Annotated in this window: 23 protein-coding genes; 13 read left to right on the top strand and 10 right to left on the bottom strand. The window is 52.0% G+C overall.

Features of this window, described 5'->3' with window-relative positions:
* Positions 1-181: 181 nt before the first annotated feature.
* The gene (gene maeB, locus JG725_RS09205; protein WP_172289488.1) at positions 182-2,461 is read left to right on the top strand and encodes an NADP-dependent oxaloacetate-decarboxylating malate dehydrogenase; all 2,280 of its coding nucleotides are present in this window, start codon (positions 182-184) and stop codon (positions 2,459-2,461) included.
* Positions 2,462-2,533: 72 nt separating this feature from the next.
* On the opposite strand, the gene JG725_RS09200 is transcribed toward maeB, so the two are convergent.
* Together JG725_RS09200 and hemF are read right to left on the bottom strand one after the other, a co-directional pair.
* Positions 2,534-2,980: a YaiI/YqxD family protein gene (locus JG725_RS09200; RefSeq protein WP_199377706.1), complete on the bottom strand. Its 447-nt coding sequence runs from the start codon at positions 2,978-2,980 to the stop codon at positions 2,534-2,536.
* A complete protein-coding gene (gene hemF / locus JG725_RS09195; protein WP_172289490.1) occupies positions 2,980-3,909 on the bottom strand; it encodes an oxygen-dependent coproporphyrinogen oxidase in 930 nt (309 codons plus the stop codon). Before hemF ends, JG725_RS09200 begins: the two co-directional genes overlap by 1 nt.
* Before the next feature lie 188 nt (positions 3,910-4,097).
* On the opposite strand from hemF, the gene JG725_RS09190 reads away from it, so the two are divergent.
* The 5 genes from JG725_RS09190 to JG725_RS09170 all read left to right on the top strand — a co-directional run bounded on the left by JG725_RS09190 (position 4,098) and on the right by JG725_RS09170 (position 8,167).
* On the top strand, positions 4,098-4,523 hold the full coding sequence (locus JG725_RS09190) for a GNAT family acetyltransferase (RefSeq protein ID WP_172289491.1): 426 nt from the start codon (positions 4,098-4,100) through the stop codon (positions 4,521-4,523).
* 201 nt (positions 4,524-4,724) lie between these two features.
* Positions 4,725-5,312 carry an RpoE-regulated lipoprotein gene (locus JG725_RS09185; protein WP_172289492.1) on the top strand — a complete coding sequence of 196 codons (588 nt, stop codon included), beginning with the start codon at positions 4,725-4,727 and terminating at the stop codon, positions 5,310-5,312.
* A 149-nt stretch (positions 5,313-5,461) separates the two neighbouring features.
* Positions 5,462-6,361 carry a Dyp-type peroxidase gene (locus JG725_RS09180; RefSeq protein WP_172289493.1) on the top strand — a complete coding sequence of 300 codons (900 nt, stop codon included), beginning with the start codon at positions 5,462-5,464 and terminating at the stop codon, positions 6,359-6,361.
* Between the two features lie 31 nt (positions 6,362-6,392).
* The gene (gene cysM / locus JG725_RS09175; RefSeq protein WP_199377703.1) at positions 6,393-7,280 is read left to right on the top strand and encodes a cysteine synthase CysM; all 888 of its coding nucleotides are present in this window, start codon (positions 6,393-6,395) and stop codon (positions 7,278-7,280) included.
* A gap of 173 nt (positions 7,281-7,453) precedes the next feature.
* Positions 7,454-8,167: a FadR/GntR family transcriptional regulator gene (locus JG725_RS09170; RefSeq protein ID WP_172289495.1), complete on the top strand. Its 714-nt coding sequence runs from the start codon at positions 7,454-7,456 to the stop codon at positions 8,165-8,167.
* A 141-nt stretch (positions 8,168-8,308) separates the two neighbouring features.
* On the opposite strand, the gene JG725_RS09165 is transcribed toward JG725_RS09170, so the two are convergent.
* On the bottom strand, positions 8,309-9,562 hold the full coding sequence (locus tag JG725_RS09165; RefSeq protein ID WP_172289496.1) for an enolase C-terminal domain-like protein: 1,254 nt from the start codon (positions 9,560-9,562) through the stop codon (positions 8,309-8,311).
* Between the two features lie 411 nt (positions 9,563-9,973).
* Here JG725_RS09165 and JG725_RS09160 point away from each other — a divergent pair, with 411 nt between their 5' ends.
* The 4 genes from JG725_RS09160 to JG725_RS09145 all read left to right on the top strand — a co-directional run bounded on the left by JG725_RS09160 (position 9,974) and on the right by JG725_RS09145 (position 13,886).
* Positions 9,974-10,741, top strand: coding sequence for an SDR family oxidoreductase (locus tag JG725_RS09160; protein WP_199377701.1), 768 nt, complete (start codon positions 9,974-9,976; stop codon positions 10,739-10,741).
* Between the two features lie 100 nt (positions 10,742-10,841).
* Positions 10,842-11,879 (top strand): DctP family TRAP transporter solute-binding subunit, encoded by a 1,038-nt coding sequence (locus JG725_RS09155; RefSeq protein ID WP_233356372.1) that lies wholly within the window; start codon positions 10,842-10,844, stop codon positions 11,877-11,879.
* Positions 11,880-11,932: 53 nt separating this feature from the next.
* Positions 11,933-12,535 (top strand): TRAP transporter small permease, encoded by a 603-nt coding sequence (locus tag JG725_RS09150; protein ID WP_172289498.1) that lies wholly within the window; start codon positions 11,933-11,935, stop codon positions 12,533-12,535.
* Between the two features lie 58 nt (positions 12,536-12,593).
* Positions 12,594-13,886, top strand: a complete 1,293-nt coding sequence (locus JG725_RS09145; protein WP_199377699.1) for a TRAP transporter large permease subunit — start codon at positions 12,594-12,596, stop codon at positions 13,884-13,886.
* 254 nt (positions 13,887-14,140) lie between these two features.
* Here JG725_RS09145 and JG725_RS09140 read toward each other — a convergent pair whose 3' ends face one another.
* Positions 14,141-16,099, bottom strand: a complete 1,959-nt coding sequence (locus JG725_RS09140) for a MacB family efflux pump subunit (RefSeq protein ID WP_199377697.1) — start codon at positions 16,097-16,099, stop codon at positions 14,141-14,143.
* 2 nt (positions 16,100-16,101) lie between these two features.
* Positions 16,102-17,235, bottom strand: coding sequence for an efflux RND transporter periplasmic adaptor subunit (locus JG725_RS09135; protein ID WP_233356385.1), 1,134 nt, complete (start codon positions 17,233-17,235; stop codon positions 16,102-16,104).
* Positions 17,236-17,496: 261 nt separating this feature from the next.
* On the opposite strand from JG725_RS09135, the gene JG725_RS09130 reads away from it, so the two are divergent.
* Together JG725_RS09130 and JG725_RS09125 are read left to right on the top strand one after the other, a co-directional pair.
* Positions 17,497-18,177, top strand: a complete 681-nt coding sequence (locus JG725_RS09130) for a response regulator transcription factor (protein WP_199377695.1) — start codon at positions 17,497-17,499, stop codon at positions 18,175-18,177.
* Positions 18,177-19,517, top strand: coding sequence for an ATP-binding protein (locus JG725_RS09125; RefSeq protein WP_172289503.1), 1,341 nt, complete (start codon positions 18,177-18,179; stop codon positions 19,515-19,517). The genes JG725_RS09130 and JG725_RS09125 overlap by 1 nt, the downstream gene beginning before the upstream one ends.
* 58 nt (positions 19,518-19,575) lie before the next feature.
* Here the strand turns inward: JG725_RS09125 and crr are convergent, their stop codons facing one another.
* The 5 genes from crr to cysZ form a co-directional block, all read right to left on the bottom strand.
* Entirely contained in the window at positions 19,576-20,085 is a 510-nt protein-coding gene (gene crr, locus JG725_RS09120) for a PTS glucose transporter subunit IIA (RefSeq protein ID WP_172289504.1), read from the bottom strand.
* A gap of 40 nt (positions 20,086-20,125) precedes the next feature.
* Entirely contained in the window at positions 20,126-21,853 is a 1,728-nt protein-coding gene (gene ptsI / locus JG725_RS09115; RefSeq protein ID WP_199377693.1) for a phosphoenolpyruvate-protein phosphotransferase PtsI, read from the bottom strand.
* A gap of 49 nt (positions 21,854-21,902) precedes the next feature.
* Positions 21,903-22,160, bottom strand: a complete 258-nt coding sequence (ptsH, locus tag JG725_RS09110) for a phosphocarrier protein Hpr (RefSeq protein WP_172289506.1) — start codon at positions 22,158-22,160, stop codon at positions 21,903-21,905.
* Between the two features lie 440 nt (positions 22,161-22,600).
* Positions 22,601-23,569 carry a cysteine synthase A gene (gene cysK / locus JG725_RS09105; protein ID WP_172289507.1) on the bottom strand — a complete coding sequence of 323 codons (969 nt, stop codon included), beginning with the start codon at positions 23,567-23,569 and terminating at the stop codon, positions 22,601-22,603.
* Between the two features lie 151 nt (positions 23,570-23,720).
* Positions 23,721-24,494, bottom strand: coding sequence for a sulfate transporter CysZ (cysZ, locus tag JG725_RS09100; protein ID WP_199377692.1), 774 nt, complete (start codon positions 24,492-24,494; stop codon positions 23,721-23,723).
* 223 nt (positions 24,495-24,717) lie between these two features.
* Here cysZ and zipA point away from each other — a divergent pair, with 223 nt between their 5' ends.
* Positions 24,718-25,683 carry a cell division protein ZipA gene (gene zipA / locus JG725_RS09095; protein WP_199377745.1) on the top strand — a complete coding sequence of 322 codons (966 nt, stop codon included), beginning with the start codon at positions 24,718-24,720 and terminating at the stop codon, positions 25,681-25,683.
* Positions 25,684-25,692: the final 9 nt, after the last annotated feature.

The following is a 25,692-nucleotide window of genomic DNA, read 5'->3' as shown; positions in this document are numbered from 1 at the left end:
TGTCCTCCGACGGTGTGATGTTTTTTGATTGAACAAAAAACTAACAAATAAAGTAACTATTTTAATCTGCATTAACCTTCCGCTTTTTGTCATCCTTCAAAGTTTAACAATTCTCAAACATTATACTGGTGATCCTTGACCCTACATGTACGCCACAACAAAAACCAAGAAGGGATAAAAAATGGATGAACAACTAAAGCAAAGCGCCCTTGATTTTCACCAATATCCGGTGCCCGGGAAAATACAGGTTTCTCCAACCAAGCCGTTGGCGACCCAGCGCGATCTGGCGCTGGCTTATTCACCCGGGGTGGCGGCGCCCTGTCTGGAAATTGCGGAAGATCCGCTGGCGGCCTACAAGTACACCGCGCGCGGCAATCTGGTGGCGGTGATCTCCAACGGAACCGCCGTGCTCGGCCTTGGCAATATTGGCGCGCTGGCCGGCAAGCCGGTGATGGAGGGCAAGGGGGTTTTGTTTAAGAAATTCTCCGGTATTGACGTGTTCGATATTGAAGTGGATGAACTGGATCCGGATAAACTGATCGACATCATTGCCGCGCTGGAGCCGACGTTTGGCGGCATCAATCTGGAAGATATCAAAGCGCCGGAATGCTTTTACATTGAAAAGAAACTGCGCGAGCGTATGAAAATTCCGGTATTCCATGACGACCAGCACGGCACCGCCATTATCTGTACCGCGGCGGTGCTGAACGGGCTGCGGGTGGTGGAGAAGAATATCGCTGACGTACGCCTGGTGGTTTCCGGCGCGGGAGCGGCATCCATCGCCTGTCTGAACCTGCTGGTGGCGCTGGGCATGAAGCCGCACAACATCGTGGTGTGTGACTCGCGCGGCGTGATCTACAAAGGCCGTGAAGAGGATATGGCGGAAACCAAAGCGGCTTACGCCGTTGAGGATAACGGCAAGCGTAAGCTGGCGGACGTTATCCCCGATGCCGATATTTTCCTCGGCTGCTCCGGCCCCGGGGTGTTGACGCAGGAGATGGTGAAAACCATGGCGCCACGTCCGCTAATCCTGGCGCTGGCCAACCCTGAACCGGAAATTCTGCCGCCGCTGGTCAAGGAGGTTCGCCCGGACGCCATTATCTGTACCGGCCGTTCAGACTACCCGAATCAGGTGAACAACGTGCTGTGCTTCCCGTTCATCTTCCGCGGCGCGCTGGATGTCGGGGCGACCACCATCAATGAAGAGATGAAGCTGGCGTGCGTGCACGCCATTGCCAATCTGGCGCTGGCGGAGCAGAGCGAAGTGGTGGCCTCGGCCTATGGCGATCAGGATCTGTCGTTCGGCCCGGAGTATCTGATCCCGAAACCGTTCGATCCGCGCCTGATTATCAAGATAGCCCCGGCGGTGGCGAAAGCGGCGATGGCGTCCGGCGTGGCGACGCGGCCGATTGAAGACTTTACTGCTTATGTCGAGAAGCTGACGGAGTTTGTCTACAAGACCAACCTGTTTATGAAGCCGGTTTTCTCTCAGGCGCGTCAGCAGCCCCGTCGGGTGGTGCTGGCCGAAGGGGAAGATCCGCGCGTGCTGCACGCGACGCAGGAACTGGTGACGCTGGGGCTGGCTTTTCCGATATTGATTGGGCGGCCGAACGTGATTGAAATGCGCCTGCAAAAGCTGGGGTTACAGTTGACCATTGGTAAAGACTTTGAAGTGGTCAACAATGAATCCGATCCGCGCTTTAAAGAATACTGGAGCGAATATTTCGAGATCATGAAGCGTCGCGGCGTGTCGCAGGAAAAGGCGCAGCGCGAGGTGATCGGTAATCCGACATTGATTGGTTCCATCATGGTGCTGCGCGGTGAAGCCGACGCCTTGATTTGCGGAACCATCGGCACTTATGAAGAGCATTTCGCCGTGGTGGAAAAAGTCTTTGGCTATCGCGAAGGCGTCCACGTCGCCGGCGCTATGAACGCCTTGCTGTTGCCGAGCGGGAATACGTTCATCGCCGATACCTATGTCAATGCCGATCCCACCCCGGAGCAGTTGGCGGAGATTACCCTGATGGCGGCGGACACCGTGCGTCGTTTCGGGATCGAGCCGAAAGTCGCCCTGTTGTCGCATTCGAACTTTGGCACTTCTGACTCGCCCACCGCCGCGAAAATGCGCGCTACGCTGGCGCTGGTGAATAAACTGGCGCCGGAGCTGGAAATCGACGGCGAAATGCACGGCGATGCCGCGCTGGTGGAGTCGATCCGCCGCGAGCAGATGCCGGACAGTCCGCTGAAAGGTTCGGCCAATATCCTGATCATGCCCAATATGGAATCGGCCCGTATCAGCTATAACCTGCTGCGCGTCTCTTCTTCCGAAGGGGTAACCGTCGGGCCGGTGCTGATGGGGGTCGCCAAACCGGTGCATATTCTGACGCCGATCGCCTCGGTGCGGCGTATCGTTAATATGGTGGCGCTGGCGGTGGTTGAGGCGCAAACCCAGCCGCTGTAAGGCCGGTTGAGGTCAAAAGCCCGCAATCGCATGATGCGACCGCGGGCTTTGCTTTTTCTGATCCTCTGGGCGTTACATTGATTGCCGCAGCCATTTATCCAGTTCGTTGGCGAACTGCTGACGGTCACGTTGATTCAGCGTATTCGGGCCGCCGGTCTGGATGCCGCTGGCGCGCAGGGTATCCATAAAATCGCGCATGTTCAGCCGTTCGCGGATGGTGTCCGGCGTATAGCGTTCGCCGCGCGGATTGAGCGCCACAGCGCCTTTTTCGATCGCTTCGGCGGCCAGCGGAATATCGGCGGTCACCACCAGATCGCCCGCTTCAACCCGGCGCACGATTTCGTTATCCGCGACATCGAATCCGGCGGCGACGCGCAGGGTGTGGATAAAACGTGACGGCGGCACTTTCAATGACTGATTGGCGACCAGCGTTACCGGTGTTTCCGTGCGCTCCGCGGCGCGAAACAGCACCTCTTTGATGACGTTGGGACAAGCGTCGGCATCGACCCAAATCTGCATTATTCCGTTACTCCGTTTTTGTTGTCGCCCAGCCAATCCCTGACGGGCAAGAAATCCCGGTATAGCGCGGCCTCGGGGCTGTTGGGCTGAGGGCGATACTGATATTCCCAACGCGCCAGCGGCGGCATGGACATCAAAATCGATTCGGTGCGTCCGCCGCTTTGCAGGCCAAATAGCGTACCGCGATCCCACACCAGATTGAATTCCACATAGCGCCCGCGGCGATAAAGCTGGAATTCGCGCTCGCGCTCGCCCCACGGCAGGGCCTTGCGACGTTCGACTATCGGCAGATAGGCATGCAAAAACCCTTCGCCAACCGCGCGGGTAAAGGCAAAGGCGGTATCAAAATCAGGCGTGTTCAAATCGTCAAAGAACAACCCGCCGATGCCGCGCGCCTCATTACGATGTTTCAGGAAAAAATAATCGTCGCACCATTGTTTATAACGCGGGTAGACGTCCGCGCCGAACGGGCGACATAAATCGCGGGCGGTGCGATGCCAGTGCACGGCGTCTTCCTCGAAGCCATAAAACGGCGTCAGATCGAAACCGCCGCCGAACCACCACACCGGATCTTCCCCCGGTTTTTCCGCGATAAAAAAGCGCACGTTGGCGTGGCTGGTGGGCACATAGGGATTGCGCGGATGAACGACCAGCGAAACGCCCATCGCCTGAAAACCGCGGCCCGCCAGCTCGGGGCGATGGGCGCTGGCGGAAGGGGGAAGCGAACTGCCGGTGATATGAGAAAAGTTGACGCCGGCCCGTTCGAAAACATCGCCGCCGGATAATACGCGGCTGCATCCGCCGCCGCCTTCAGCGCGCTGCCAGATATCTTCATCAAAATCGGTGGCGCCGTCCGCTGCGGCGAGCTGCCGACAGAGATCATCCTGCAATCCGCGCAGAAAGGTTGTTACCGTACTGGTGTGAGACATGCGCAAAGGTTCCTTTTATCACCACTGAATTGAATAAAGCGCTCCAGTATAACGATTATTGCCGATCAATAAATCATATCCCCCACGGCCGCAAGGCGCATTTCTCTTGACCGGCGGCAATTTGATATTGCGTCTGACAAAAATCACGCGATAATCAGAACTTACCTAATTGCACAGTGGCCAACGTGATGGAAATCCGCATATTCCGGCAAGATGACTTTGAGGAAGTGATCACCCTTTGGGAGCGCTGCGATTTGCTGCGTCCGTGGAACGATCCTGAAATGGATATTGAACGCAAATTGAACCACGATCCCGAGCTGTTTCTGGTGGCGGAAGTGAGCGGCGAAGTGGTGGGTTCCATCATGGGCGGCTATGACGGCCATCGCGGTTCCGCCTATTATCTCGGCGTGCATCCGGATTTCCGCGGCAGAGGCATTGCCAATGCGCTGATCAGCCGTCTGGAAAAAAAACTCATTGCCCGTGGTTGTCCCAAGATCCACCTGATGGTGCGGGAGGATAACGACGCGGTGATTGGCATGTATGAAAAGCTGGACTATGAGATGGTGGACTGCGTGACGCTGGGTAAACGGCTGATTGAGGATCAGGAATACTGATCCGGCGCCGGATACGTTAGATCACCTCTATTTATCGATGACTCAGGGCCGCTGGGTCTTCTCACCGCATTGTTGATTCAATGATAATTAAAACCCGATTACCCTGCCTTTTACGGCACTTTCCGCCCGCCTTATACTCAAATCCAAATCTGGTGATGGCGGCTAACGATTGCGGCCGTTCAATATTGAGGAGTAAAAGTCATGAGATTTCGCCCGTTATTGCTGGGTTTACCACTGTTACTGACCGGGTGCGGCACGATGAGCCATTTCTCCTGGTCCAGCCTGTCGCCGTTTAGCTGGTTTGGCGGTTCGCTTCAGGTGTCGGACGCCGGCGTTGGGGAGATTAATGCCGGTACGCCATTGTCCGAGCCGGTGTTACACAAGGCGCTGAACGGCGATTATCGCCTCCGCGGCGGAATGGGTTCGGACAACGGTCAACTGGTCGCTTTTTATCAGGCGCTGGACGGTCAGGAAGTTAAATTGATCATCAGCGGTGAGCCGAAAAGTCACGTTCGCAAAGTCGAGGTGATGGATGCGGCAATCGATAGCCAGTGGGGAGTAAAAATCGGCGATGCATTCAGCGCCTCCTACAGCAAGGCGTTTGGCGTATGCCAGCCGGGGCAAGGAGATGACGCTCAAAGCGTTGAGTGCGTCGCCCCGCAGAGCAAACATGTCAGCTATCTGTTTTCCGGCGAGTGGAGCGGGCCGGAAGGGCTGATGCCGCCTGACGACATTCTCAAAACATGGCGTGTGAGCAAGATTATCTGGCATGCGCAGGCTCGCGATTGATCGGATGCCGGAACTGAAATTGCGTTTAAGCAAAGTAAAAACCGCATTTGTTCCGGTATGATAGCGCTTCTGCACCTAGGGGATAAGGGATTGCGGATAAACACATTACCAATACGACTAAGAAAAATAATGAGATTGAGGAAGCGCAGATGACACAAATTCAAAGCGGTATCTTGCTGGAGCATCGCCGTTTTGCCATTTTTATGGAAGCTATGGTGCAGGGGGAATTTGATGCCATCCGCCAGGGATGCAAAAAGTTTTGTCAGGCGCTGTCCGAGCTGCAACAGCAGTTTCCCGATGCGGGCTTGGGCGCGGTGCTGGCTTTTGGCAATGATGTGTGGCGCGATCTGGATTGCCTCAATTCCGCGCTGGAGCTCAAACCCTTTACGCCGTTGGGTAAAGGGCTGGCGCCGGCAACCCAACGCGACCTGCTGATTCATATTCAGTCATACCGGCATGATGTGAATTTCAGTCTGGCGCAGGCGGCTCTGGCCGCTTTTGGCAGCGCCATCCATGTGGAAGAAGAAATACACGGCTTTCGCTGTGTCGAGGACCGCGATCTGAGTGGTTTCGTGGATGGGACGGAAAACCCGCAGGGCGACGATCGCCACGGTGTGGCTATCGTTCCCGACGGTCAGCCCGATGCCGGCGGCAGCTATGTTTTTGTTCAGCGCTGGGAACATAATCTCAAGCAGTGGCAGCGTTTCAGCGTTGAGCAGCAAGAGCAGATGATCGGCCGCACCAAGTTCGATAACGAAGAGCTTTCTTCTGAACAGCGCCCGTCGACGTCTCATGTCAGCCGCGTGGATTTGAAAGAAGACGGCAAAGGGCTGAAAATTTTACGTCAGAGCCTGCCTTACGGCACGGCGAGCGGCAAGCACGGGTTGTATTTCATCGCCTACTGCGCCCGGCTGCATAACATTGAGCAGCAACTGCTCAGCATGTTTGGCGAGCGGGACGGCAAGCGTGACGATATGCTGCGCTTCACCCGGGCGGTAAGCGGCAGCTATTTCTTTGCGCCTTCGCTGGAACGTCTGCTGACGCTGTAATCTGCTTTAGGGCATTTGTGAGGGCCGGTTTTTGACAACGCTTGAACAGGGTATCGGCAATACTCCGCTGGTGAAATTGCAGCGTTTGGCGCAGGGGACGGGCAGTGAAGTCTGGCTGAAACTGGAAGGAAACAACCCGGCGGGATCGGTAAAAGATCGTGCGGCATTATCCATGGTTCAGCAGGCGGAAAAGCGGGGTGATATCGCTCCCGGTGATAGGTTGATTGAAGCGACCAGTGGGAATACGGGTATTGCGCTGGCGATGATCGCGGCGCTGAAAGGCTACCGTCTACGCCTATTGATGCCGGAAAATATGAGCCGCGAGCGTCAGTCTGCGATGCGTGCCTACGGCGCGGAGCTGGTGTTGGTCAGCCGGCAAGCGGGGATGGAGGGCGCGCGCGATTTGGCGCGGCACATGGCGCAGTCAGGCGAAGGGAAAATCCTCGATCAGTTTAATAACCCGGACAACGCTCTCGCCCATTTTCTGACCACCGGCCCGGAGATCTGGCGGCAAACGGCGGGCAAGCTGACGCATTTTGTATCCAGTATGGGAACCACCGGCACCATTTCCGGCGTCAGCCGTTATCTGAAAGCACAGCGTAATGAGATCGTCACCGTAGGATTACAGCCTGCCGAAGGCAGCCAGATTCCCGGTATCCGGCGCTGGGCGCCGGGGTATCAGCCCGGTATCTTCCGCCCCGATCTTGTCGATCGCATTATGGATATTTCGCAGCAGGAAGCGGAGAGCACACTGCGTCAACTCGCCCGCCGGGAAGGCATTTTCTGCGGCGTCAGTTCCGGCGGCGCCGTCTGCGGCGCGTTGCGTATTGCGGCGGACAATCCCGGCAGCGTGATCGTGGCGATCGCCTGCGACCGCGGCGATCGCTATTTATCGACAGGCGTGTTTGAGGCGTTCTGAAAGCAGAACAAGGATGAAGTCATACCATGGCCTATCCGGATAGGTTCTAAGCGTGAGAGCGGTCAATTTTCAGTTAGATTCAGAATACAAAACAGCGGCGCAGGCTTCACATGCCGCACACTGCATGTTATATCCATGATATGTTGTAGGACAACTTATATGCGATAGCCCTCATGAGCATTAAATCAATCCAGAAACACAATGTAGTCAATGCAGTTTATGAGCAAATTAAGGAAAAACTGCTGGATGGTAGCTGGCCGCCGGGCAGTAAGCTCCCCTCAGAATCCGAACTTACTGTGTCATTCAACGTCAGCCGAGTCAGCATCCGTAGCGCGGTACAACGACTACGCGATCTGGGTATTGTCATTACTCATCAGGGGAAAGGCAGTTTCGTTACCAAAAACTTCAGCCAACGTAGCCTGCTTAATGAGCAGCAGCCGATCATGCATCTCAGCCGCGAAGAGTTTCACGACATGATGATATTCCGCCAGACAGTCGAGTTCAAATGCATGGAGTTAGCGGTTCAGAATGCCACAGCGGAGGATATTTCCGCTCTGGAAAAAGCGTTGAATCGTATGCTGACAAACAAGGATGACTATAAGAAATACTCTCAGGCGGATTTTGATTTCCATCTGGCGATCGCTAAGGCTTCACAGAACAAAGTATTCTACAACGTGATGAACTCCATTAAGGATATTTACTACTACTACCTTGAAGAACTGAACCGTTCACTGGGTATCTCGCTTGAGAGCGTCGAGGCGCATATCAAGGTATTTATGGCTATCAAGAACCGTGATGCATCTACCGCCGTAGCGGTGCTTAATGAAGCGATGTCAGAAAACGTTACTGCAATTGAAAAGCTTAACAGTCAACGAATAGAGGATTGAGAACGCTCATTATTTGGCAGAGCGTGGCGAGGGGCCGTAGCGGCGTGCGCCCCTCGGTACGGTAGGCCGGGTATCTCAGGCTTACAGACGACTTTGTCAGCAACCTCAAATGGCTGCGTTCAGCAGCCATTTCTTCTCCCATTAAGGCCGGGAGGCGGTGCCGTCGGGCGTACGGGCGTTAGTCCAGGATGGAATACCGCCAATGCAGGGATATTTCGCGGCTTTTTTCTCGTCGATATCAATCCCCAGCCCAGGACGCTCGCTCAGATAGGCGTACCCTTTCTCTATCTCTGGACAACCAGGGAACACGTCACGGAGCGCATCGTTCACCGGTGTGTATTCCTGAATACCAAAGTTAGTCACGCTCATATCCAAATGCAGGTTGGCACAAACGCCTACTGGCGAGATATCCCCCGGTCCGTGCCAGGCCGTGCGGATCCCATGGATTTCGCTTAACGTCGCCAGTTTTTTCGCCGGTGTAATACCGCCTATGGTGCTGACGTGGCAGCGAATATAGTCGATCAGGTTATTGGCGATCAGCGGTTTCCAGTCATTGATGTTGGTAAATAACTCACCCATTGAAATTGGCGTGGAGGATTGCTGACGCAGCATTTTCAGCCAGTCGATATTCTCTGGCGCCACCGGATCTTCAAGATAGAACAATTGGTACGGCTCCAGTATTTTAGCCAGGTGGATGGCGGCGATAGGGGTCACACGCTCATGAATGTCATGGATGAACTCAATGCCAAAGCCGAGTTTGTTGCGCAGATGCTCGAATAAATGCGGAACGCTTTTCACATAGGCTTCCGGATCAAAATAGATACCCGGCGTGCTGCTACGTGGAGAACGCTTAGGCTGGATGTTTTTCGCTCGTGCCAACTGGGTGGCTATCAGTTTCAGATCGTCTGTACCTGCCCCACCATACATGCCCATCTGGCAACGGACGTACTGATACCCCTCTTCCATGCGGGCACGGACATTGTCTTCGACTTCAAACTCGTCTCCACCGTCGGTGTGGACATACAATGGGATGCCGTCACGACATTTGCCGCCAAGCAGTTCATAGACCGGCATTCCGGCCAGTTTGCCCTTGATGTCCCATAGCGCCATGTCCACGCCCGACAGCGCATTATTCATGATCGGACCGCTGCGCCAGTAACCGCTTACACAGGCAGACTGCCAGATATCCTCGATTCGTGTTGGATCCTTGCCAATCAGGAAAGGCGTCATATATTCGTCAATAGCCGTTTTAACCGCATGAATGCGCTGGGTAAAGGTGGCGCAGCCCAGCCCGTAAAGACCTGGCTGGCTGGTTTCAACCTTCACTACCGCCAAGTCAATACCGCCTGGTGCCGTCAGGATTGTCTTCACCGCAGTAATTTTTATATTACTCACAGTAACTCCTTATTTTTAAAGTTAAATATTATAATTTTACTATTCCACGCGCAGTTGTATGCCTGGCTTTCCACCAACAAAAAACGTCCGGCTACTACTGGCCATTACTCCTAAATACACAGCAGTCGTCCTACAAGTTGATTTTATTTATATCATCGTTCAATTCATTGTTGAAGAAAATTTTAAGCATCATGTTTATTTATGCAACTTATAAAGTAAGCTATAAAAAACAATAAATTAAATTTTTTACTTTAATGTAAACAATGAAGTATAAGTTAGTTTTGTGATCGGTTCTGCAAAATTAACCGATGTCTGTTGATTTAAAAACAATCGTATAACAAGTTAAATATGAGTGATGTCATACAAGTTGATGGCGTTCGCTTCTCTTAATAGTAAACATGAGGATTTTCTATGTCCGCTCTGTTTGATTTGACTGGAAAAACGGCACTGGTCACGGGTTCTGCACGTGGTCTGGGGTTGGCCTATGCTGAAGGGTTAGCCACTGCTGGCGCCCGTGTGATCTTAAACGACATACGTGAAGCGTCACTGAATGAATCAGTACAAAAACTATGTGAAAAAGGGTATCAGGCACACAGCATAGCCTTTGATGTCACCAATGAAGACGCAGTGGAAAGTGCGTTCGTCGCGCTGGATCAGCAAGGCCTGCAAGTGGATATCCTGATCAATAATGCCGGCATCCAATATCGCAAACCGATGGTCGATTTGGAGCTGGAACAATGGAAACGTGTGATTGATACCAACCTGACCAGTACATTTATTGTTTCGCGAGCGGCGGCAAAACGCATGATTTCACGGGGAAAGGGCGGAAAAATTATCAATATTGGTTCACTCACCAGTCAGGCCGCCCGTCCTACTGTCGCGCCTTATACCGCCGCCAAAGGAGGGATTAAATTGCTCACCTGTTCCATGGCCGCAGAATGGGCGGAGTTTAATATTCAGACCAACGCTATCGGCCCAGGTTACATCCTCACCGATATGAACACGGCGCTGATTGATAACCAAGAGTTTGACGCCTGGGTGAAAGCGAGTAACCCCTCCAAACGCTGGGGTCATCCAGACGAGTTGATTGGTACGGCTATTTATCTGTCTTCATCCGCTTCGGACTATGTAAATGGACAGATAGTCTATGTTGATGGAGGGTGGCTGGCCGTATTGTAATTTTGCCTCTGGTAAAGAGGGCGTGATTTCCCGTCCCTGCACCGACGGCACAGACAACTATAACAAATATCTCTGACCGATAATAAATACGGAGCCTACTATGCTATTTCAACCGTTTGTCGGATTAAAAAAAGCCGGGGTGATCGTTGCGATTACTTTCTGTTGCGTAACCTTTGCACAGATGGTTAATGCTCAGACCGTGAAAACAGCCCGTTTGGGACACAGCTTTACCGATCATCATCCGCGTGGCATTGCCATGCAGAAATTTGCCGATGAAGTCAATAAAGCCACGAATGGCGAAATTAAAATTAATGTTTTCGGTTCTTCTTCGCTGGGATCGGAGCAACAGATGTTGCAGGCCACCCAGAGCAACGTACAACAATTTTATCTGGGATCCGTTTCACCATTGGCTGGCAGACAAAAAACGTTGCAGATTTTCGACTTTCCTTTCTTGTTCCAGAATCATGATGAAGTCGCCAAAGTCCTGGATGGGCCAGTTGGACAGGAGATGCTTAAGAACCTGTCGAAACTTAAGCTGTATGGATTAACGTGGAGCGGCGGTGCATTTCGTGATCTGGCCAACAATAAACATGCGGTGAATACCATGGCCGATATGAAAGGACTGAAGATTCGCGTGATGCCGACCAAAGTGGCGATTGACAGCTTTCAGACTATCGGTATGAATCCGGTACCTCTTTCTTACACTGAGGTTTTTACTGCGTTGGAAACTGGGGTACTGGATGGACACGAGCATCCAGTGGTTGATATGTACCAGAACAAAGTATACGAGGTTGAAAAATATTTTACCGTAACTCGCCATGTCTATACTCCGGTAGTGTTGGTCGTGGCGGAGAAATGGTTTGATTCGCTTACCCCTCAGCAGAAGGATATTATTCATAAAATTGCTCAGGAAACACAGGTATTTCAGCGCGCCGAAGAAATACGTCAGGCTGACGATGCAGTTAATCAACTGGAACAGGCCGGTATGCAAATCAGCGTTCTTCCGCCAGAAGAACTGGATAAAATCCGTACCGTTGTTAAGCCGGTTATTGAAAAACATACCGGTATTATCGGTGCCGATTTTGTCAAAACATTTATTGATGAGATAGAGAAAGTTCGCCAGCAGGCAGTAGAATAAAGTGAGGGGCTAGGCGTTTTTACTGTGGTCCGGTGTCACTGTGCCGGACCTTAATGTATAGCGTGTTCAGAGAAGATAAATATTTCTATACCGATAGCCGTGCTGGTAATGAGGAATATATGGCTTATATCATAAATAAATTATTCAGATTAGTGGATATTATCTTAGTGATATGCATCATCAGTATGGTGGTGATGGTTTTTGGCAATGTGGTTATGCGATATGGCTTTCATTCTGGCTTTCCTGTTTCTGATGAGTTATCTCGGTTCTGTTTTTTCTGGGTGATATTTTTAGGTGTCATCAGCGCATCGCGCGATCAGCGGCATTTAAGCGTGGATACCGTACAGCAGCTATTACCCCGATTATCACGAAAAATATGCTGGGGGGTTACGCAGCTACTGGTCATGGTTTGCTGTGTACTGATGTTTTATGGTTTCTGGTTACAGCATGAATTATTTGTCGACGATCCGGCCCCGGTCAGTGGTGTTCCTCTGCTGTTAGTCTATGGGGTAATTTATATTTCATCAGGAAGTATGGCGCTAATATGTATTTATAATCTGGCTCGATTATTGATGAATAAAGTCAGTGAGGCTGAGTACTCAATGGCGTCTGGTGGGAAAAAGAAATCCGAAGAGGCAGATTCTGAAACAAAATAACTCGGTTTAATTCGCTATATATCGCCATAGTAAACTGTCAGTTAATTTAGGATAATATATGATTATAACCCTATTTATTATCACCCTGTTAGGTGCTCTGGCATTAGGCGTTCCAGTGGCATTTGCACTGTTGCTCAGTGGTGTGGTGTTAATGGTGTCGCAGGGTATGTTTGATCCACAAATTATTATTCAAACCATTATTCCTGGTGCGGATAATTTTGCGTTGCTGGCGATCCCTTTTTTCCTGCTGGCTGGTGAGTTTATGCTGGCGGGCGGATTGTCGAAGCGTATTGTTAATCTGGCGGTGGCCTGGGTCGGCCATGTCCCAGGGGGGCTTGGTTATGTGGTCATTTTTGCCGCCCTGATTATGGCTAGCCTATCCGGGTCGGCTGTGGCCGACACTGCTGCGCTGGCCGCCATGCTATTACCGATGATGCGGGCAGGGGGTTATGATCTTGGGCGTTCTGCTGGTTTGCTGGGGGCTGGAGGTGTTATTGCTCCGGTGTTACCTCCGTCAGTCGGGTTGATCTTATTTGGAATTATTGGAAACGTTTCTATTACGAAACTGTTTATGGCCGGTATTGTACCTGGTTTATTAATGGCGCTGTCTTTGGTCGTGACCTGGTATATATTGATGGGGCGTACGGATAAAATCGGTCAGTTGAAAGTTTTCCCGAAAGTCAGTTTGCGCGAACGTTGGCATGAAACACGTCGCAGTGTCTGGGCGTTGATGCTGCCGGTGATTATTATTGTTGGTTTAAGGATGGGGCTATTTACACCAACCGAAGCCGCGGTTGTTGCCGCCGTTTATTCACTTTTTGTTGGCGTTATTATTTATCGGGAAATAAAGTTACGGCATATTTTTGAATTGTGTCTGAATGCCGCTAAGTTAACTGCGGTGATTATGCTAATGGTCGCTGCCGCGATGCTCTCGGCTTATATGATCACCATTGCCAATATTCCGGCGGATTTCGCCGATATGCTCCGTCCTTTTAGTGATAAGCCCATGGTGATGCTGCTGATCATGATGGTAATTATCATTATCATCGGAATGTTTATGGATTTCACGCCAACCATTCTGATTCTTACTCCGGTATTATTGCCTGTTGTGGTACAGGCTGGTATTGATCCAGTGTATTTCGGCGTCCTGTTTATTATGAATAACGCGATTGGGTTATTAACACCGCCAGCCGGGAATGTATTAAATGTGGTCAGAGGGATTGCCGGACTTTCTATGAATCAGGCACTGGTGGGGGTATGGCCGTTTGTCCTTGCCCAGTTTGTCGTATTATTCCTGCTGGTACTGTTTCCGCAGTTAGTCATGGCGCCTTTGGCATGGTTGACATCCTGATAATAATAGGATGGTCGTTTTATGCTAACTTCATAAAATCATTAAGTTATATTTATTATTATTTGATTATTGCTAACACCAGGGTTTATTTTTTATTAAGTTGATAGTCGTTTCAGAAACCGGAAAGTCAGTCCACTCCAGGAGAAAATGAGCGCCAGGCGCTGGTTCGTCAGAGAGCGCCCCTCGGATGGAATGGCGCTCCGAAATAAGGGGGAGAACGCCGCAGACACCTCGTCAGCGGCGTGGCTTCGACTTTACTCCCGCTCCAGCGCGTGTATCGGCTCCATTTGCGCGGCACGTCGCGCGGGGAAGAAGCCGAAGATAATGCCAATCAAGCTGGAGCAAAGGAAGGCGGCGATAATCGATCCGCTGGAGTAGACCATGGCGAAATTGGTGCTGAATTTGGCGAATATCACCCCCACGCTCAGCGAGAGCGCCACGCCCAACGCCCCGCCGAACAGACAGACCAGTACGGCTTCGATCAGAAATTGCTGCATGATGTCGCTGGTTCTGGCGCCGACCGCCATGCGTACGCCAATTTCCCGCGTGCGCTCGGTGACGGAAACCAGCATGATATTCATCACCCCGATGCCGCCGACCAGCAGGGAAATCAGCGCAATCATTGACACCAGCAGCGTCATGGTCGAGGTGGTTTTCTCAATGGTCTGGCGGATGCTGTCGGTGTTCATGACAAAAAAGTCTTTTGTGCCATGTCGTTGAGTCAGTATCTGGGTAATTCCCTGTTCCGCGACGTTCAGATCGACATTGTCGTTCACCCGCACGGTAATGCTTTTCAGATAAGACTGGCCGATCATGCGCTTCATCGCCGTGGTGTAGGGCACCCAGACGTTCAGGTTTTCATCGCTGCCGAATCCGGACTGGCTTTTACTGACCACGCCGATAATCCGGCTCGGCATCGAATCAAGTAAAATGACCTGACCAATCGGATCTTCTCCGTTGGGGAACAGCTTATCCCGGGTATTTTTATCAATCACCGCGTCTTGCGTCAGATTATCAACGCTGCTGCTCGGAAAGGTGATGCCTTGTTCAAGCTGGTAGCCGCGAACGGTAAAGAACTGTTCGCCAACCCCGGTCACGTTTGCCGAAACGGCAATGTTGCGGTAGCGCAGCGTAATGCTGGTCGATACCGAAGGCGTTACGCTATGCACATAGGGCTGCTGCGCCAGCGGTGAAATATCCGTGGCGCGCAGCGTCTGAATCGCGCTGGATCGCATATCGCCGAAGTCTTTACCAGGGTAAATCTCCAGCGTACTGGTGCCCATGGCGCTGATATCCTCCAGTATCTTCTGCTGCGAACCTTTTCCCAATGCCACCACGGACACCACGGAGGCGATGCCGATGATGATGCCGAGCATCGTCAGAAAGGTTCTCATGCGTTGCGCATTCATCGCCAGCAGCGCCATTTTAAACGCATCAATGAAGCGATCTTTCATCTGGTTAAGAGATGATACTGTTGATGACGACGCGGCGGGCGAGGGCTGCGGCTGCGGCAGCGCCGGCGACGGTTTCACCTGACGGTCGGCGATGATTTCGCCGTCGCGGATCTCGATAATTCGCTCGGCCATTTCCGCGATTTGCATATCATGCGTCACAATCACCACCGTGTGGCCCTGGGTATGCAGATCTTTAAGAATGCCGAGCACGTCATTGCCGCTGTGCGTATCCAGTGCGCCCGTAGGTTCGTCGGCCAAAATAACGCTGCCGCCGTTCATCAGCGCGCGGGCGATACTGACCCGCTGTTGTTGCCCGCCGGAAAGCTGACTGGGACGATAGTTCAGGCGTTCGCCCAGCCCCAGCCTGCCAAGCAGGTCGGCGGCGCGCTGCCGCCGAAGCTGGCGCGATTTACCCGCATAGATGGCGGGAACTTCCACGTTGCCTTGTGCGGTGAGATCGCCCAACAGGTGGTAGCGTTGGAAGATAAAGCCAAAGTTTTCGCGGCGCAGCTGCGCCAACCGATCGCTGCTTAACGTCTGCACCGCGTGCCCGGCAACCTGATAGTCCCCCTCTGACGGTTTATCCAGACATCCCAGGATGTTCATCAGGGTCGATTTCCCCGATCCTGATGCCCCCACGATGGCGACCATTTCCCCGGCGCCGATCGTCAGATTAATATTCTTCAGCACCGTGACGGTTTGTTCGCCGTTGATGAAGCGGCGCGTGATATTGCTAAGTTTGAGTAATGGCTCAGACATGCTTACATCCCCATCGGCGGGCCGGCCCGACGCGTGGTGGTATTGCTGCTGTTGCCTGATTGCTGGCTGACGATGACGCGCTCGCCCGCATTGACGCCAGTGAGCAGTTGGGTATAAACGTTGTCGTTAAGACCGACGGTGACCGCCCTGGATTCAACCTGTCCCTGGTCGTTAACCACCTGTACGAAGCTCATGCCGTCGTGAGAGCTTAAGGCGGTGGCGGGAACGGCAATGGCGCCTTTGACCGACGACAGCAGGATATAGACCTGCGCGGTCATGGAGATGCGCAATATGCCGTCGGGATTCTCTATGTCGAACAGGCCGTTGTAATAGATGGCGCTGCTGGATGATGAACTGCTGGTGCTGCTGCTGGAAGACGATGATGAGGTGTCGTCGTCGTCAATGGAGTCCGGGGCCGGCTCAATGTCCCGCAGCGTTGCCTGATAACGTTGGGCCGGTTCGCCGAGAATACTGAACCACACCGGCATGCCGGTCTTGATTTTAACGATGTCGGCCTCGGATATTTGCGCTTTGATCGTCATGGTGTCCAAATTGGCGACTTTGGCGATGGTGGGCGTACTTTGCGCTGCATTGACCGTTTGCCCCGCTTCGACCGGCAGCGAGACGATGGTGCCGTCCATCGGCGACAGAATTTTGGTATACCCTAGATTGACCTGGGCTGTGTTCACGGCGATCTGGGCCTGAACAATTTGCGCATCCAACGCGTCAATATCGGCTTTTGTCGCATCCAGCGTGGCTTTGGCGCTGTCGTAATCCGCCTGGGCGCCGACGCCGCGTTTTATCAGCATCTGCTGGCGTTGCCAATTCAATTCGTCATTGCGCAGCGTGGCGACTTTGGCCGCCCGTTGCGCCTGCACGTTTTTTAATGCGGCTTCACTGTTTTTCAACGTGTTTTGCTGCGTAAGGTCATCAATTTCCGCCAGCAACTGCCCTTTGGTGACGCTATCTCCCAACGTCACGTGCAGCGCTTTTATCTGTCCTGAAACCTGCGCACCGACGCTAACCAGTTTTTGTGCTTCTATGGTGCCATCCGCCAGAACGGTTTCTTCCATATCGCGGACTTCAGCGACGGCGGTGATATAATTTACTGTGGAATCCGACCGCGATGAAAACATATAAATAAGCACGGCGGTAAGTACAACACCAACCGCCACGCTAACGTTGCGGGTTGTCATGAATCGTAATGGCATCAGGAAAAAGCGTCCTTAAAAATACATCGGCAAATAAGTAAACAGCTGGATAGGATAATTTACTCCGGGTACGAAAAGGAATAGGTAATCTTTAGTGAAAGAATATGCAAGGATTTCGTAAATCTGGCTGCGAAGATTTATGCCAGACCTGAGAATACACGATACATCCGCGAATGGGGACAGGGTATGAAAATTTTACTGGTCGATGATGACGTAGAACTGGGAAATATGCTTTGCGAATATCTGAATGCCGAAGGGTTTGCGACATCAAGGGTACTGACCGGCAAAGAGGGAATTGATGGTGCGGTATCAGGCGAGTATACCGCGATTATCCTGGATATCATGTTGCCGGACATGAGCGGTATTGATGTTTTGCGTCAGATAAGAAAAAGCCAGCAGTTGCCGGTGATTATGCTGACGGCAAAGGGCGACAATATCGATCGCGTCATCGGGCTGGAGATGGGCGCCGATGACTACATGCCGAAGCCCTGCTATCCGCGTGAACTGGTTGCCCGGCTGAGAGCGGTGCTGCGTCGTTATGACGACCAGCCAAGTAAAAAATCGGATGAAGGCGTCGCCTCGTGCGGCGAACTGGTGCTTAACCCGGCGACTCGCAGCAGCGAGTGGCGGGGGCAGGCTTTTGATCTGACCGCATCGGAGTTTAATTTATTGGAATTACTGCTGCGATCCCCGGAACGGGTGGTATCAAAAGATGAACTCTCGGAAACGTGCCTTGGGCGCCGACGTGAGGCGTACGATCGCAGCGTGGACGTGCATATCAGTAATATTCGCCAGAAGCTCAGCGCGCTGGATGGCAATGAGATGACGATTGAAACGGTGCGCAGCGTGGGATATCGGATTCGTTAATGATGATACGCGGGCGGCTGTTCTGGAAAATATTACTGGGGTTCTGGTTGACGTTTATCGTCATTTCGCAACTGTTATGGTTGGCATTCTCTATGTATGGCGAGCGGTTTAAACCGCTGGAAGAGAGCGTTGTTACGCGCATTGCAACCATGCAGACGACGATTGCAACGACAGCGTTGCGGCAGGGGGGATTGACTGCGCTGAACGGCGTGATGGCGCAGTGGCCGGAAAAAGAACGGCACTATATATCGGTAACCACGTCATCGCAGCCCTTGCCCGATCGGGAAATCGCGCCTCGAACGGAGTCGGCTGCTGAGTTTAAAAGGGGCGCGCCGCGCAATATAGTCGAACAGGTTAACGGGCCACAGGGCGAGTGGTATCAGGTGCGTTATGATATAAAACGGCTGCATAGCGAGTTTCGGTCCCGCAGACCGCCGCAAATTCTCAATATGCCTGCGCCTCTGATCTGGGTCGGCGGTCTAGGCGGATTGCTTTTCAGTTGGCTATTGGCATGGAATCTGACCCGGCCGCTTAATCAGCTTCGCGGCGGCTTTGGTCGGGTGGCTCAGGGCGATCTCTCCGTGCGCCTGTTGCCGGTGATGCGCAAACGGCATGATGAAATCAGTGAAGTGGCGCGCGACTTTGACTCGATGGTCGAACGACTGGACATCCTGGTCAGTACCAGAGAACAACTGCTGCATGATGTTTCCCATGAATTGCGTTCTCCCCTGGCCCGATTGCAATTGGCTATCGGTCTGGCGCGTCAGAATGCCGACAATACGGAAAGTTCGCTGTTGCGCATAGAACGTGAGTCTGCCCGTATGGACAAGATGATCGGCGAACTGCTGGCGCTCTCGCGCACGCAAAATTCTGGCGTTGACGAAGAATATTTTGATTTGCTGGGACTGGTAACGGCGGTGGTCAATGACGCGCGTTACGAAGCGCAGGTTCCCGGCGTGGAAATCCTGTTACAAGCGGATGACGGCGTCGATCACACGGTTAAGGGCAATGCTAATCTGATGCGCAGAGCGATTGATAATATCGTGCGTAATGCGCTGAGGTTTTCCTCCCGCGCGCAACAGGTTTGCGTTTCGCTCAGCGGAGATGAACATGAATGGACGATCCGGGTGGTCGATCAAGGGCCGGGGGTCGAGAAAAGTAAGTTATCCAGCATTTTTGATCCCTTTATCCGCATCGAATCGCCGCTTTCCGGCAAAGGCTACGGGTTAGGGTTGGCCATTGCCCGCAAAGTTGTGCTGGCCCATGGTGGGCACATTGAAGCAGAAAACGGGGAGCAGGGCGGGTTGATTATTTGTCTGCGTATTCCTCGCTGGAAGTAATACAAAAACGGCACCGCAGGGGTGCCGTTTTTCAACCATCAATCAATGACGATGCGGTTTATTTCTTAATACGAATAACCGGCGTTTCACCAACAACCACGGTGCCGTTCAGCTTAATCAGTTCTTTGATTTCATCCATATTGGAGATAACCACCGGCGTCAGCGTGGACTTGGCTTTTTCTTCCAACAGCGGCAGATCGAACTCAATAATGAGATCGCCTTTCTTCACGCGTTGACCTTCTTCCGCGATACGTTTGAAGCCTTCGCCTTTCAGTTCGACGGTATCGATACCAAAGTGAACGAATAGCTCAATACCGCTATCAGACTCGATAGAAAAAGCATGGTTAGTTTCAAAAATTTTACCGATCGTGCCATCTACCGGCGCAACGATTTTGTTACCCGTAGGTTTAATGGCAATCCCGTCACCCACGATCTTTTCAGCAAAGACGACATCGGGCACATCTTCAATATTGACGATTTCGCCGGACAGCGGGGCAATGATTTCGATGCTGCCAGTGTCTTTTTTGTCATCCGAAACCAGAGATTTCAACTTATCGAACAAACCCATGATCTTCTCCTAAGCATTAATATTGGGCCAGCATGTGGAATCAGCAGAGCGTTTTTTCTTTAATGAATCGGCTCACCAGGTTGCTTAACTCTTGTGCTGTTGGTTGGGACAGAGCCTGCTCCGCCAGCGCCTTCGCATCTTCGTAATTCGCATTACGGATAATTTTCTTGATGCTCGGGATAGAGATTGCACTCATGCTGAATTCGTCCAGACCCATTCCCAATAACAGTAGTGTAGCACGTTCGTCACCAGCGAGCTCACCACACATTCCCGTCCACTTACCTTCGGCATGGGATGCGTCAATCACCTGTTTAATCAGGGTCAATACTGCTGGAGACATCGGGTTGTAGAGATGAGAAATCAGCTCATTACCACGATCAACCGCCAGAGTATACTGGGTTAAGTCGTTTGTCCCAATACTAAAGAAGTCAACTTCTTTCGCCAAATGATGAGCAATGGCCGCCGCCGCCGGCGTTTCGACCATTACACCCACTTCGATGGACTCATCAAAGGCTTTACCTTCTTCCCTCAGTTGCCCTTTCAGCATCTCCAGTTCGGCTTTCAGTTCGCGAACTTCTTCGACCGAGATGATCATCGGGAACATAATGCGCAGTTTGCCGAAACTGGAAGCGCGCAGGATAGCACGCAACTGTGCATGGAGAATTTCTTTGCGATCCAGACAGATACGGATTGCACGCCAGCCCAGGAACGGGTTCTCTTCCTTCGGCAGATTCATGTAAGGCAGGTCTTTATCGCCGCCGATATCCATGGTGCGCACGATCACCGCCTGAGCGCCGACGGCTTCGGCAACGGCTTTGTAAGCCTGGAACTGCTCTTCTTCGGTCGGCAGCGCGTCGCGATCCATAAACAAGAATTCGGTGCGGTACAGACCAACGCCTTCGGCGCCGTTGCGTTCGGCGCCGGCGACGTCACGCACCGTACCGATGTTGGCGCACACTTCAACCTGATGACCGTCCAGCGTGACCGCCGGCAAATCTTTCAGTTTGGCCAGTTCGTGCTTTTCAGAGCTGTATTGTTGCTGAACCGCTTTTAATTCATCGATAACTTCAGAGGACGGATTCTGATAAATTTTGTTATTTACCGCATCCAGAATCAGAAAATCGCCGTTTTTAACCTGCTTGGTGACATTGGTCGTGCCGACAATCGCCGGTAGCTCCAGCGAGCGGGCCATAATGGACGTATGAGAAGTACGGCCACCGAGATCGGTGATAAAGCCCAACACTTTGTCCAGATTCAACTGTGCGGTTTCAGACGGCGTCAGGTCGGTGGCGACCAGAATGACTTCGTCTTTGATATCGCCCAGATCGACGATGGTCATATCAAGAATGTTCTTCAGCAGACGTTTGCCGATATCCCGCATGTCTGCGGCACGTTCTTTCAGATATTCATCGTCAAGTTCTTCCAGCGCTTTGGCCTGATTTTCAATCACTGAAAATGCGGCGGCGTCGGCAGAAGCGTGTTCATCTTTAATCAGGGCTATGATTTCCTGCTCGAACTCTTCATCTTCCAGCAACATGATGTGGCCTTCGAAGATGGCTTCTTTCTCTGCGCCCAGCGTTTCACCCGCTTTGTTCTTGATGGCTTCCAGCTGTTTAGAGGCCTTGGCCCGACCAGTCAGAAAACGTTCAACTTCGTGCTCTACTTGGTCAGCAGAGATTTTTTTCCGGTTGATGACTATTTCATCTTCTTTCAGTAACAGTGCCTTACCAAAAGCAATGCCCGGTGATACTAATATGCCTGAAATCATAACCCTACCTTACTCGATTCTGATGCTCACTAAAAAGGCTTGCCTGTTGTTACTCAAGCTCCGCCATCAGTTTAACCAGATGTTCTACGGCTTTCTTTTCATCCTCACCTTCTGCGGCGATAGTCACCACAGTACCCTGCGTTAAACCAAGCGTCTGCAATTTGAACAGGCTCTTGGCGCTGGCGCTTTTGCCATTGGAGGTTACGGTGATTTCGGAAGTAAACCCTTTGGCTTCCTTGACAAACTGAGCAGCAGGACGAGTGTGCAGGCCATTCGGTGCTGTAATAGTCACTTCTTGCTGGAACATTCTGTTTTCCCCAACTTGTGGATTAAATTAATGTTGTGGAACTAAAGCTTAGTGTATTCACTAAACTTTAGCCTGTGTGGTTAGCCCTGATATGTTACAGGGGCAGGCCGGGATGCGGCAAGGAAACGGCGAAAAGTATTTCCTGAATAAAATACCACCAAACCTCGCCTGGTTCTCGAATCATTATTTGAAATCAGTAGCAAAATGATGTTGCAGCCATTTTTGCATGGTTAAATCGATTCAGCCGCCAGGGATTTTGGTGCGGTATTTATTTCACGCATCAAAATAATTGTTCGGTTAAATACTAGACCTGACATAGAAAAGCAATCCATCGATGATGGAAAGTTTGAACTACTCCACAAAAATGGCCCAAAAAAAGCACCTGAACAGGTGCTTTTTTAACATTCTTTTTACTTATCCTTGCGGATGGAAGAACGCATTTATTGCTGCAATTCCTGCTCGGTAAAGAGATCGGCGAACAGCGCCGTACTCAGGTAGCGCTCACCGGAGGATGGCAGGATAACAACGATGGTTTTATCCTCGAATTCTTTTTCTTTGAGCAGGTTAAGCGCGGCGGCAACGGCGGCGCCTGAAGAGATCCCGGCTAAAATACCTTCTTCTTCCATTAAACGACGCGCGGTACTGATCGCTTCTTCGTTAGTGATTTTTTCTACCCGGTCTATCAGCGTAAGGTCGAGGTTGCCCGGAATGAAGCCTGCGCCAATCCCCTGGATCTTGTGCGGACCGGGTTTCAGCTCTTCACCCGCCAGCGCCTGACTGATAACCGGTGAATCAGTAGGTTCCACGGCCACGCTGGTGATGGCCTTGCCTTTGGTGTTTTTGATGTAACGGCTAACCCCGGTCAGAGTGCCGCCAGTACCCACACCGGCGATAAATACATCCACTTCGCCGTCGGTATCTTCCCAGATTTCCGGCCCGGTGGTCTTTTCATGAATTTCCGGGTTGGCCGGGTTACTGAACTGCTGTAGCAGCAAAAAACGCTCAGGATCGCTGGCGACAATCTCTTCGGCCTTGGCGATGGCGCCTTTCATGCCTTTTGCTCCTTCGGTAAGCACCAGTTTCGCTCCCAGCGCTTTCAGAAGTTTACGGCGTTCGATACTCATGGTTTCCGGCATGGTCAGCGTCAGCTTATAACCCCGCGCGGCAGCGACATAGGCTAACGCGATACCGGTATTCCCGCTGGTTGGTTCAACCAGTTCGATGCCTTTTTTCAACACGCCGCGCTTTTCCGCATCCCAAATCAGGTTTGAACCGATACGGCATTTAACGCTAAAACTGGGATTGCGGGATTCAACCTTAGCCAGAATGCGTCCGTTGCCGATACGGTTCAGACGAACCAGCGGCGTATGGCCGATTGTAAAAGAATTGTCTTCGTAGATCTTGCTCATAGCCTGTCCTTATAACTGTATGAAATTTTTGCGAACATAGAGAGAATACTCGTTCACACACTCCAGTGAAGTAAAGAATTGCTATATCGTTATGTTCTTAAGAAATATCTTTTCATTACAATAGAAAACATCCGCTCATGTGAGCCATCTCTCACTGCTGTTTTTGCATTGCCGTGGAAAGATTGCGATACCGTTCGACCCACAGCGCGGTTGCGCCGCAAACGGCGACCGGCATGATGACCAGATTCAGGAACGGAATCAGAGTAAACAAGCTGATCAACGCGCCAAACTGCATATTGGTAATTTTGTGTCGCCGCAGTGCCTGACGCATGTCGGGAAAGCTGACCTTATGATTATCGAAAGGATAGTCGCAATATTGAATGGCCAGCATCCAGGCGCTGAACAGGAACCAAAGCACCGGGGCGACGGTCTGCCCGATGCCCGGTATGAAGTAGAGTAAAAGCAGAAACAGGGCGCGTGGCAGGTAATAGGCCAGTTTCTGTACCTCGCGTTTCATTATGCGGGGAACGTCTTTCGCCATCCCCAGCATGCCGCTGTCAGGTAATGACTGGCCGGTCAGGCGCGCTTCCAACTGTTCTGCCAGCAGGCCGTTAAAGGGTGCGGCAATAAAATTGGCGAGCGTGCTGAATAGATAGCCGAAAACCAGCAGCACAGACAGCACGGCGATCGGCCAGATCAGATAGCTAAGCCACTGAAGCCATGTCGGAACATGGCTCATGAGCTGCGGGATCCAATCGCCAAGGCGGGTGAACAGCCACCAGAACGCGCCCCCCATCAGTAAACTATTCACCAGCAAGGGCAGGATGACGAAACGTCGGATGCCGGGCAGTGAAATCAGGCGCCATCCCTCGATAAAGTAATGTACGCCGCTGCGGGGTTTGGCAACCTGTTTTGAGTAAGGCATAGGATGATTGTTCTCAGTCGTCTATTCGTGATTGCATCATATCGGGATGATTTTAGACTGACCAGTCTGCATTTGGATGAAAAAACAGCAAAAAAATGCGTTGTATCTATCTTTATTGTCATAATGTACCGTGCAGACTTGCACTTGTGTACGCAGGCAAATAGAGTTAGTGGTATATAACCATTTGCCGTGGTGGCAATGTATTGGAACAATTGGGATAGCAATAATGCAGGACTTGCGTCTGATATTAATCGTCGTTGGCGCGATCGCTATAATAGCGCTGTTACTGCACGGCTTGTGGACCAGCCGTAAAGAGCGTTCGTCCCTTTTTCGTGATCGCCCGGTTAAGCGATTGAAAAAAGAGCGTGATGACACTCCGCTTGAGGATCTTGATGAGGGCGTCGGCGAGGTGCGCGTGAAAAGCGCGCGGACGCAGAATGAGCCTTCGCTGGGCAGCTATAACGAAAAGAGTTATAGCGCAAAGGAAGAAACACGGCCTGAAACCCAATCGCCATTCAGGAATACTGTTCAGCCTGAGTCAGCCTATGATCCGTTGCTGGATGAAGCCACGCCTGTTGATTCCCCGCGTTCTCAAATTCATGGGGATGGTCGTCCCAAGATCGTTGAACCCAAACTGGATATGTCGCCACGGGAACGCTCCGCATTTTCCGATGATTTCTCTCTGGCGGAGAGTGAGCACGAAGAAACGGAATCAACCGCCGCCCAGTCTCAGCCGGCAGCGCCAGAGCCTGTTCAGGACGAGCAACCGAAAGAAGCCGTTTTGGTGCTGCATGTCGCCGCGCATCATGGCGGCGTCATCGGCGGCGAACTGCTGCTGCAAAGCGTGTTGCAGGCAGGATTCCAGTTCGGAGAAATGAATATTTTCCACCGTCATGTCAACCCGGCCGGCGCCGGGCCGGTGTTGTTCAGTCTGGCGAATATGGTCAAGCCCGGCTCGTTTGATCCTGAGGACATGGCAGAGTTTTCCACTCCCGGCGTTTCGATGTTTATGATGGTGCCTTCTTACGGTGACGCCGGCCAGAACTTTAAGCTGATGCTACAGTCGGCGCAGCGTATCGCCGATGATGTCGGCGGCGTGGTGCTGGACGATGAGCGAAGAATGATGACGCCGCAGAAAGTCGAATCCTATAAAATGCGTATTCGGGATGTGTTGAAAGCCAATACCTGATAGCGTCAC

The organism is Brenneria sp. L3-3C-1 (genome assembly GCF_016456245.1).
GTDB lineage: Bacteria > Pseudomonadota > Gammaproteobacteria > Enterobacterales > Enterobacteriaceae > Brenneria.
Note: the sequence above shows the minus strand (reverse complement) of the source record. Positions and strands in the feature narration are given on the sequence as shown.

Excerpts from the sequence above, each read along its gene's own strand:
- maeB (WP_172289488.1), top strand. The coding sequence starts at position 182 with ATGGATGAACAACTAAAGCAAAGCGCCCTTGATTTTCACCAATATCCG.
- JG725_RS09200 (WP_199377706.1), bottom strand. The coding sequence starts at position 2,980 with ATGCAGATTTGGGTCGATGCCGACGCTTGTCCCAACGTCATCAAAGAG.
- hemF (WP_172289490.1), bottom strand. The coding sequence starts at position 3,909 with ATGTCTCACACCAGTACGGTAACAACCTTTCTGCGCGGATTGCAGGAT.
- JG725_RS09190 (WP_172289491.1), top strand. The coding sequence starts at position 4,098 with ATGGAAATCCGCATATTCCGGCAAGATGACTTTGAGGAAGTGATCACC.
- JG725_RS09185 (WP_172289492.1), top strand. The coding sequence starts at position 4,725 with ATGAGATTTCGCCCGTTATTGCTGGGTTTACCACTGTTACTGACCGGG.
- JG725_RS09180 (WP_172289493.1), top strand. The coding sequence starts at position 5,462 with ATGACACAAATTCAAAGCGGTATCTTGCTGGAGCATCGCCGTTTTGCC.
- JG725_RS09170 (WP_172289495.1), top strand. The coding sequence starts at position 7,454 with ATGAGCATTAAATCAATCCAGAAACACAATGTAGTCAATGCAGTTTAT.
- JG725_RS09160 (WP_199377701.1), top strand. The coding sequence starts at position 9,974 with ATGTCCGCTCTGTTTGATTTGACTGGAAAAACGGCACTGGTCACGGGT.
- JG725_RS09155 (WP_233356372.1), top strand. The coding sequence starts at position 10,842 with ATGCTATTTCAACCGTTTGTCGGATTAAAAAAAGCCGGGGTGATCGTT.
- JG725_RS09150 (WP_172289498.1), top strand. The coding sequence starts at position 11,933 with ATGTATAGCGTGTTCAGAGAAGATAAATATTTCTATACCGATAGCCGT.
- JG725_RS09145 (WP_199377699.1), top strand. The coding sequence starts at position 12,594 with ATGATTATAACCCTATTTATTATCACCCTGTTAGGTGCTCTGGCATTA.
- JG725_RS09140 (WP_199377697.1), bottom strand. The coding sequence starts at position 16,099 with ATGTCTGAGCCATTACTCAAACTTAGCAATATCACGCGCCGCTTCATC.
- JG725_RS09135 (WP_233356385.1), bottom strand. The coding sequence starts at position 17,235 with ATGTTTTCATCGCGGTCGGATTCCACAGTAAATTATATCACCGCCGTC.
- JG725_RS09130 (WP_199377695.1), top strand. The coding sequence starts at position 17,497 with ATGAAAATTTTACTGGTCGATGATGACGTAGAACTGGGAAATATGCTT.
- JG725_RS09125 (WP_172289503.1), top strand. The coding sequence starts at position 18,177 with ATGATGATACGCGGGCGGCTGTTCTGGAAAATATTACTGGGGTTCTGG.
- crr (WP_172289504.1), bottom strand. The coding sequence starts at position 20,085 with ATGGGTTTGTTCGATAAGTTGAAATCTCTGGTTTCGGATGACAAAAAA.
- ptsI (WP_199377693.1), bottom strand. The coding sequence starts at position 21,853 with ATGATTTCAGGCATATTAGTATCACCGGGCATTGCTTTTGGTAAGGCA.
- ptsH (WP_172289506.1), bottom strand. The coding sequence starts at position 22,160 with ATGTTCCAGCAAGAAGTGACTATTACAGCACCGAATGGCCTGCACACT.
- cysK (WP_172289507.1), bottom strand. The coding sequence starts at position 23,569 with ATGAGCAAGATCTACGAAGACAATTCTTTTACAATCGGCCATACGCCG.
- cysZ (WP_199377692.1), bottom strand. The coding sequence starts at position 24,494 with ATGCCTTACTCAAAACAGGTTGCCAAACCCCGCAGCGGCGTACATTAC.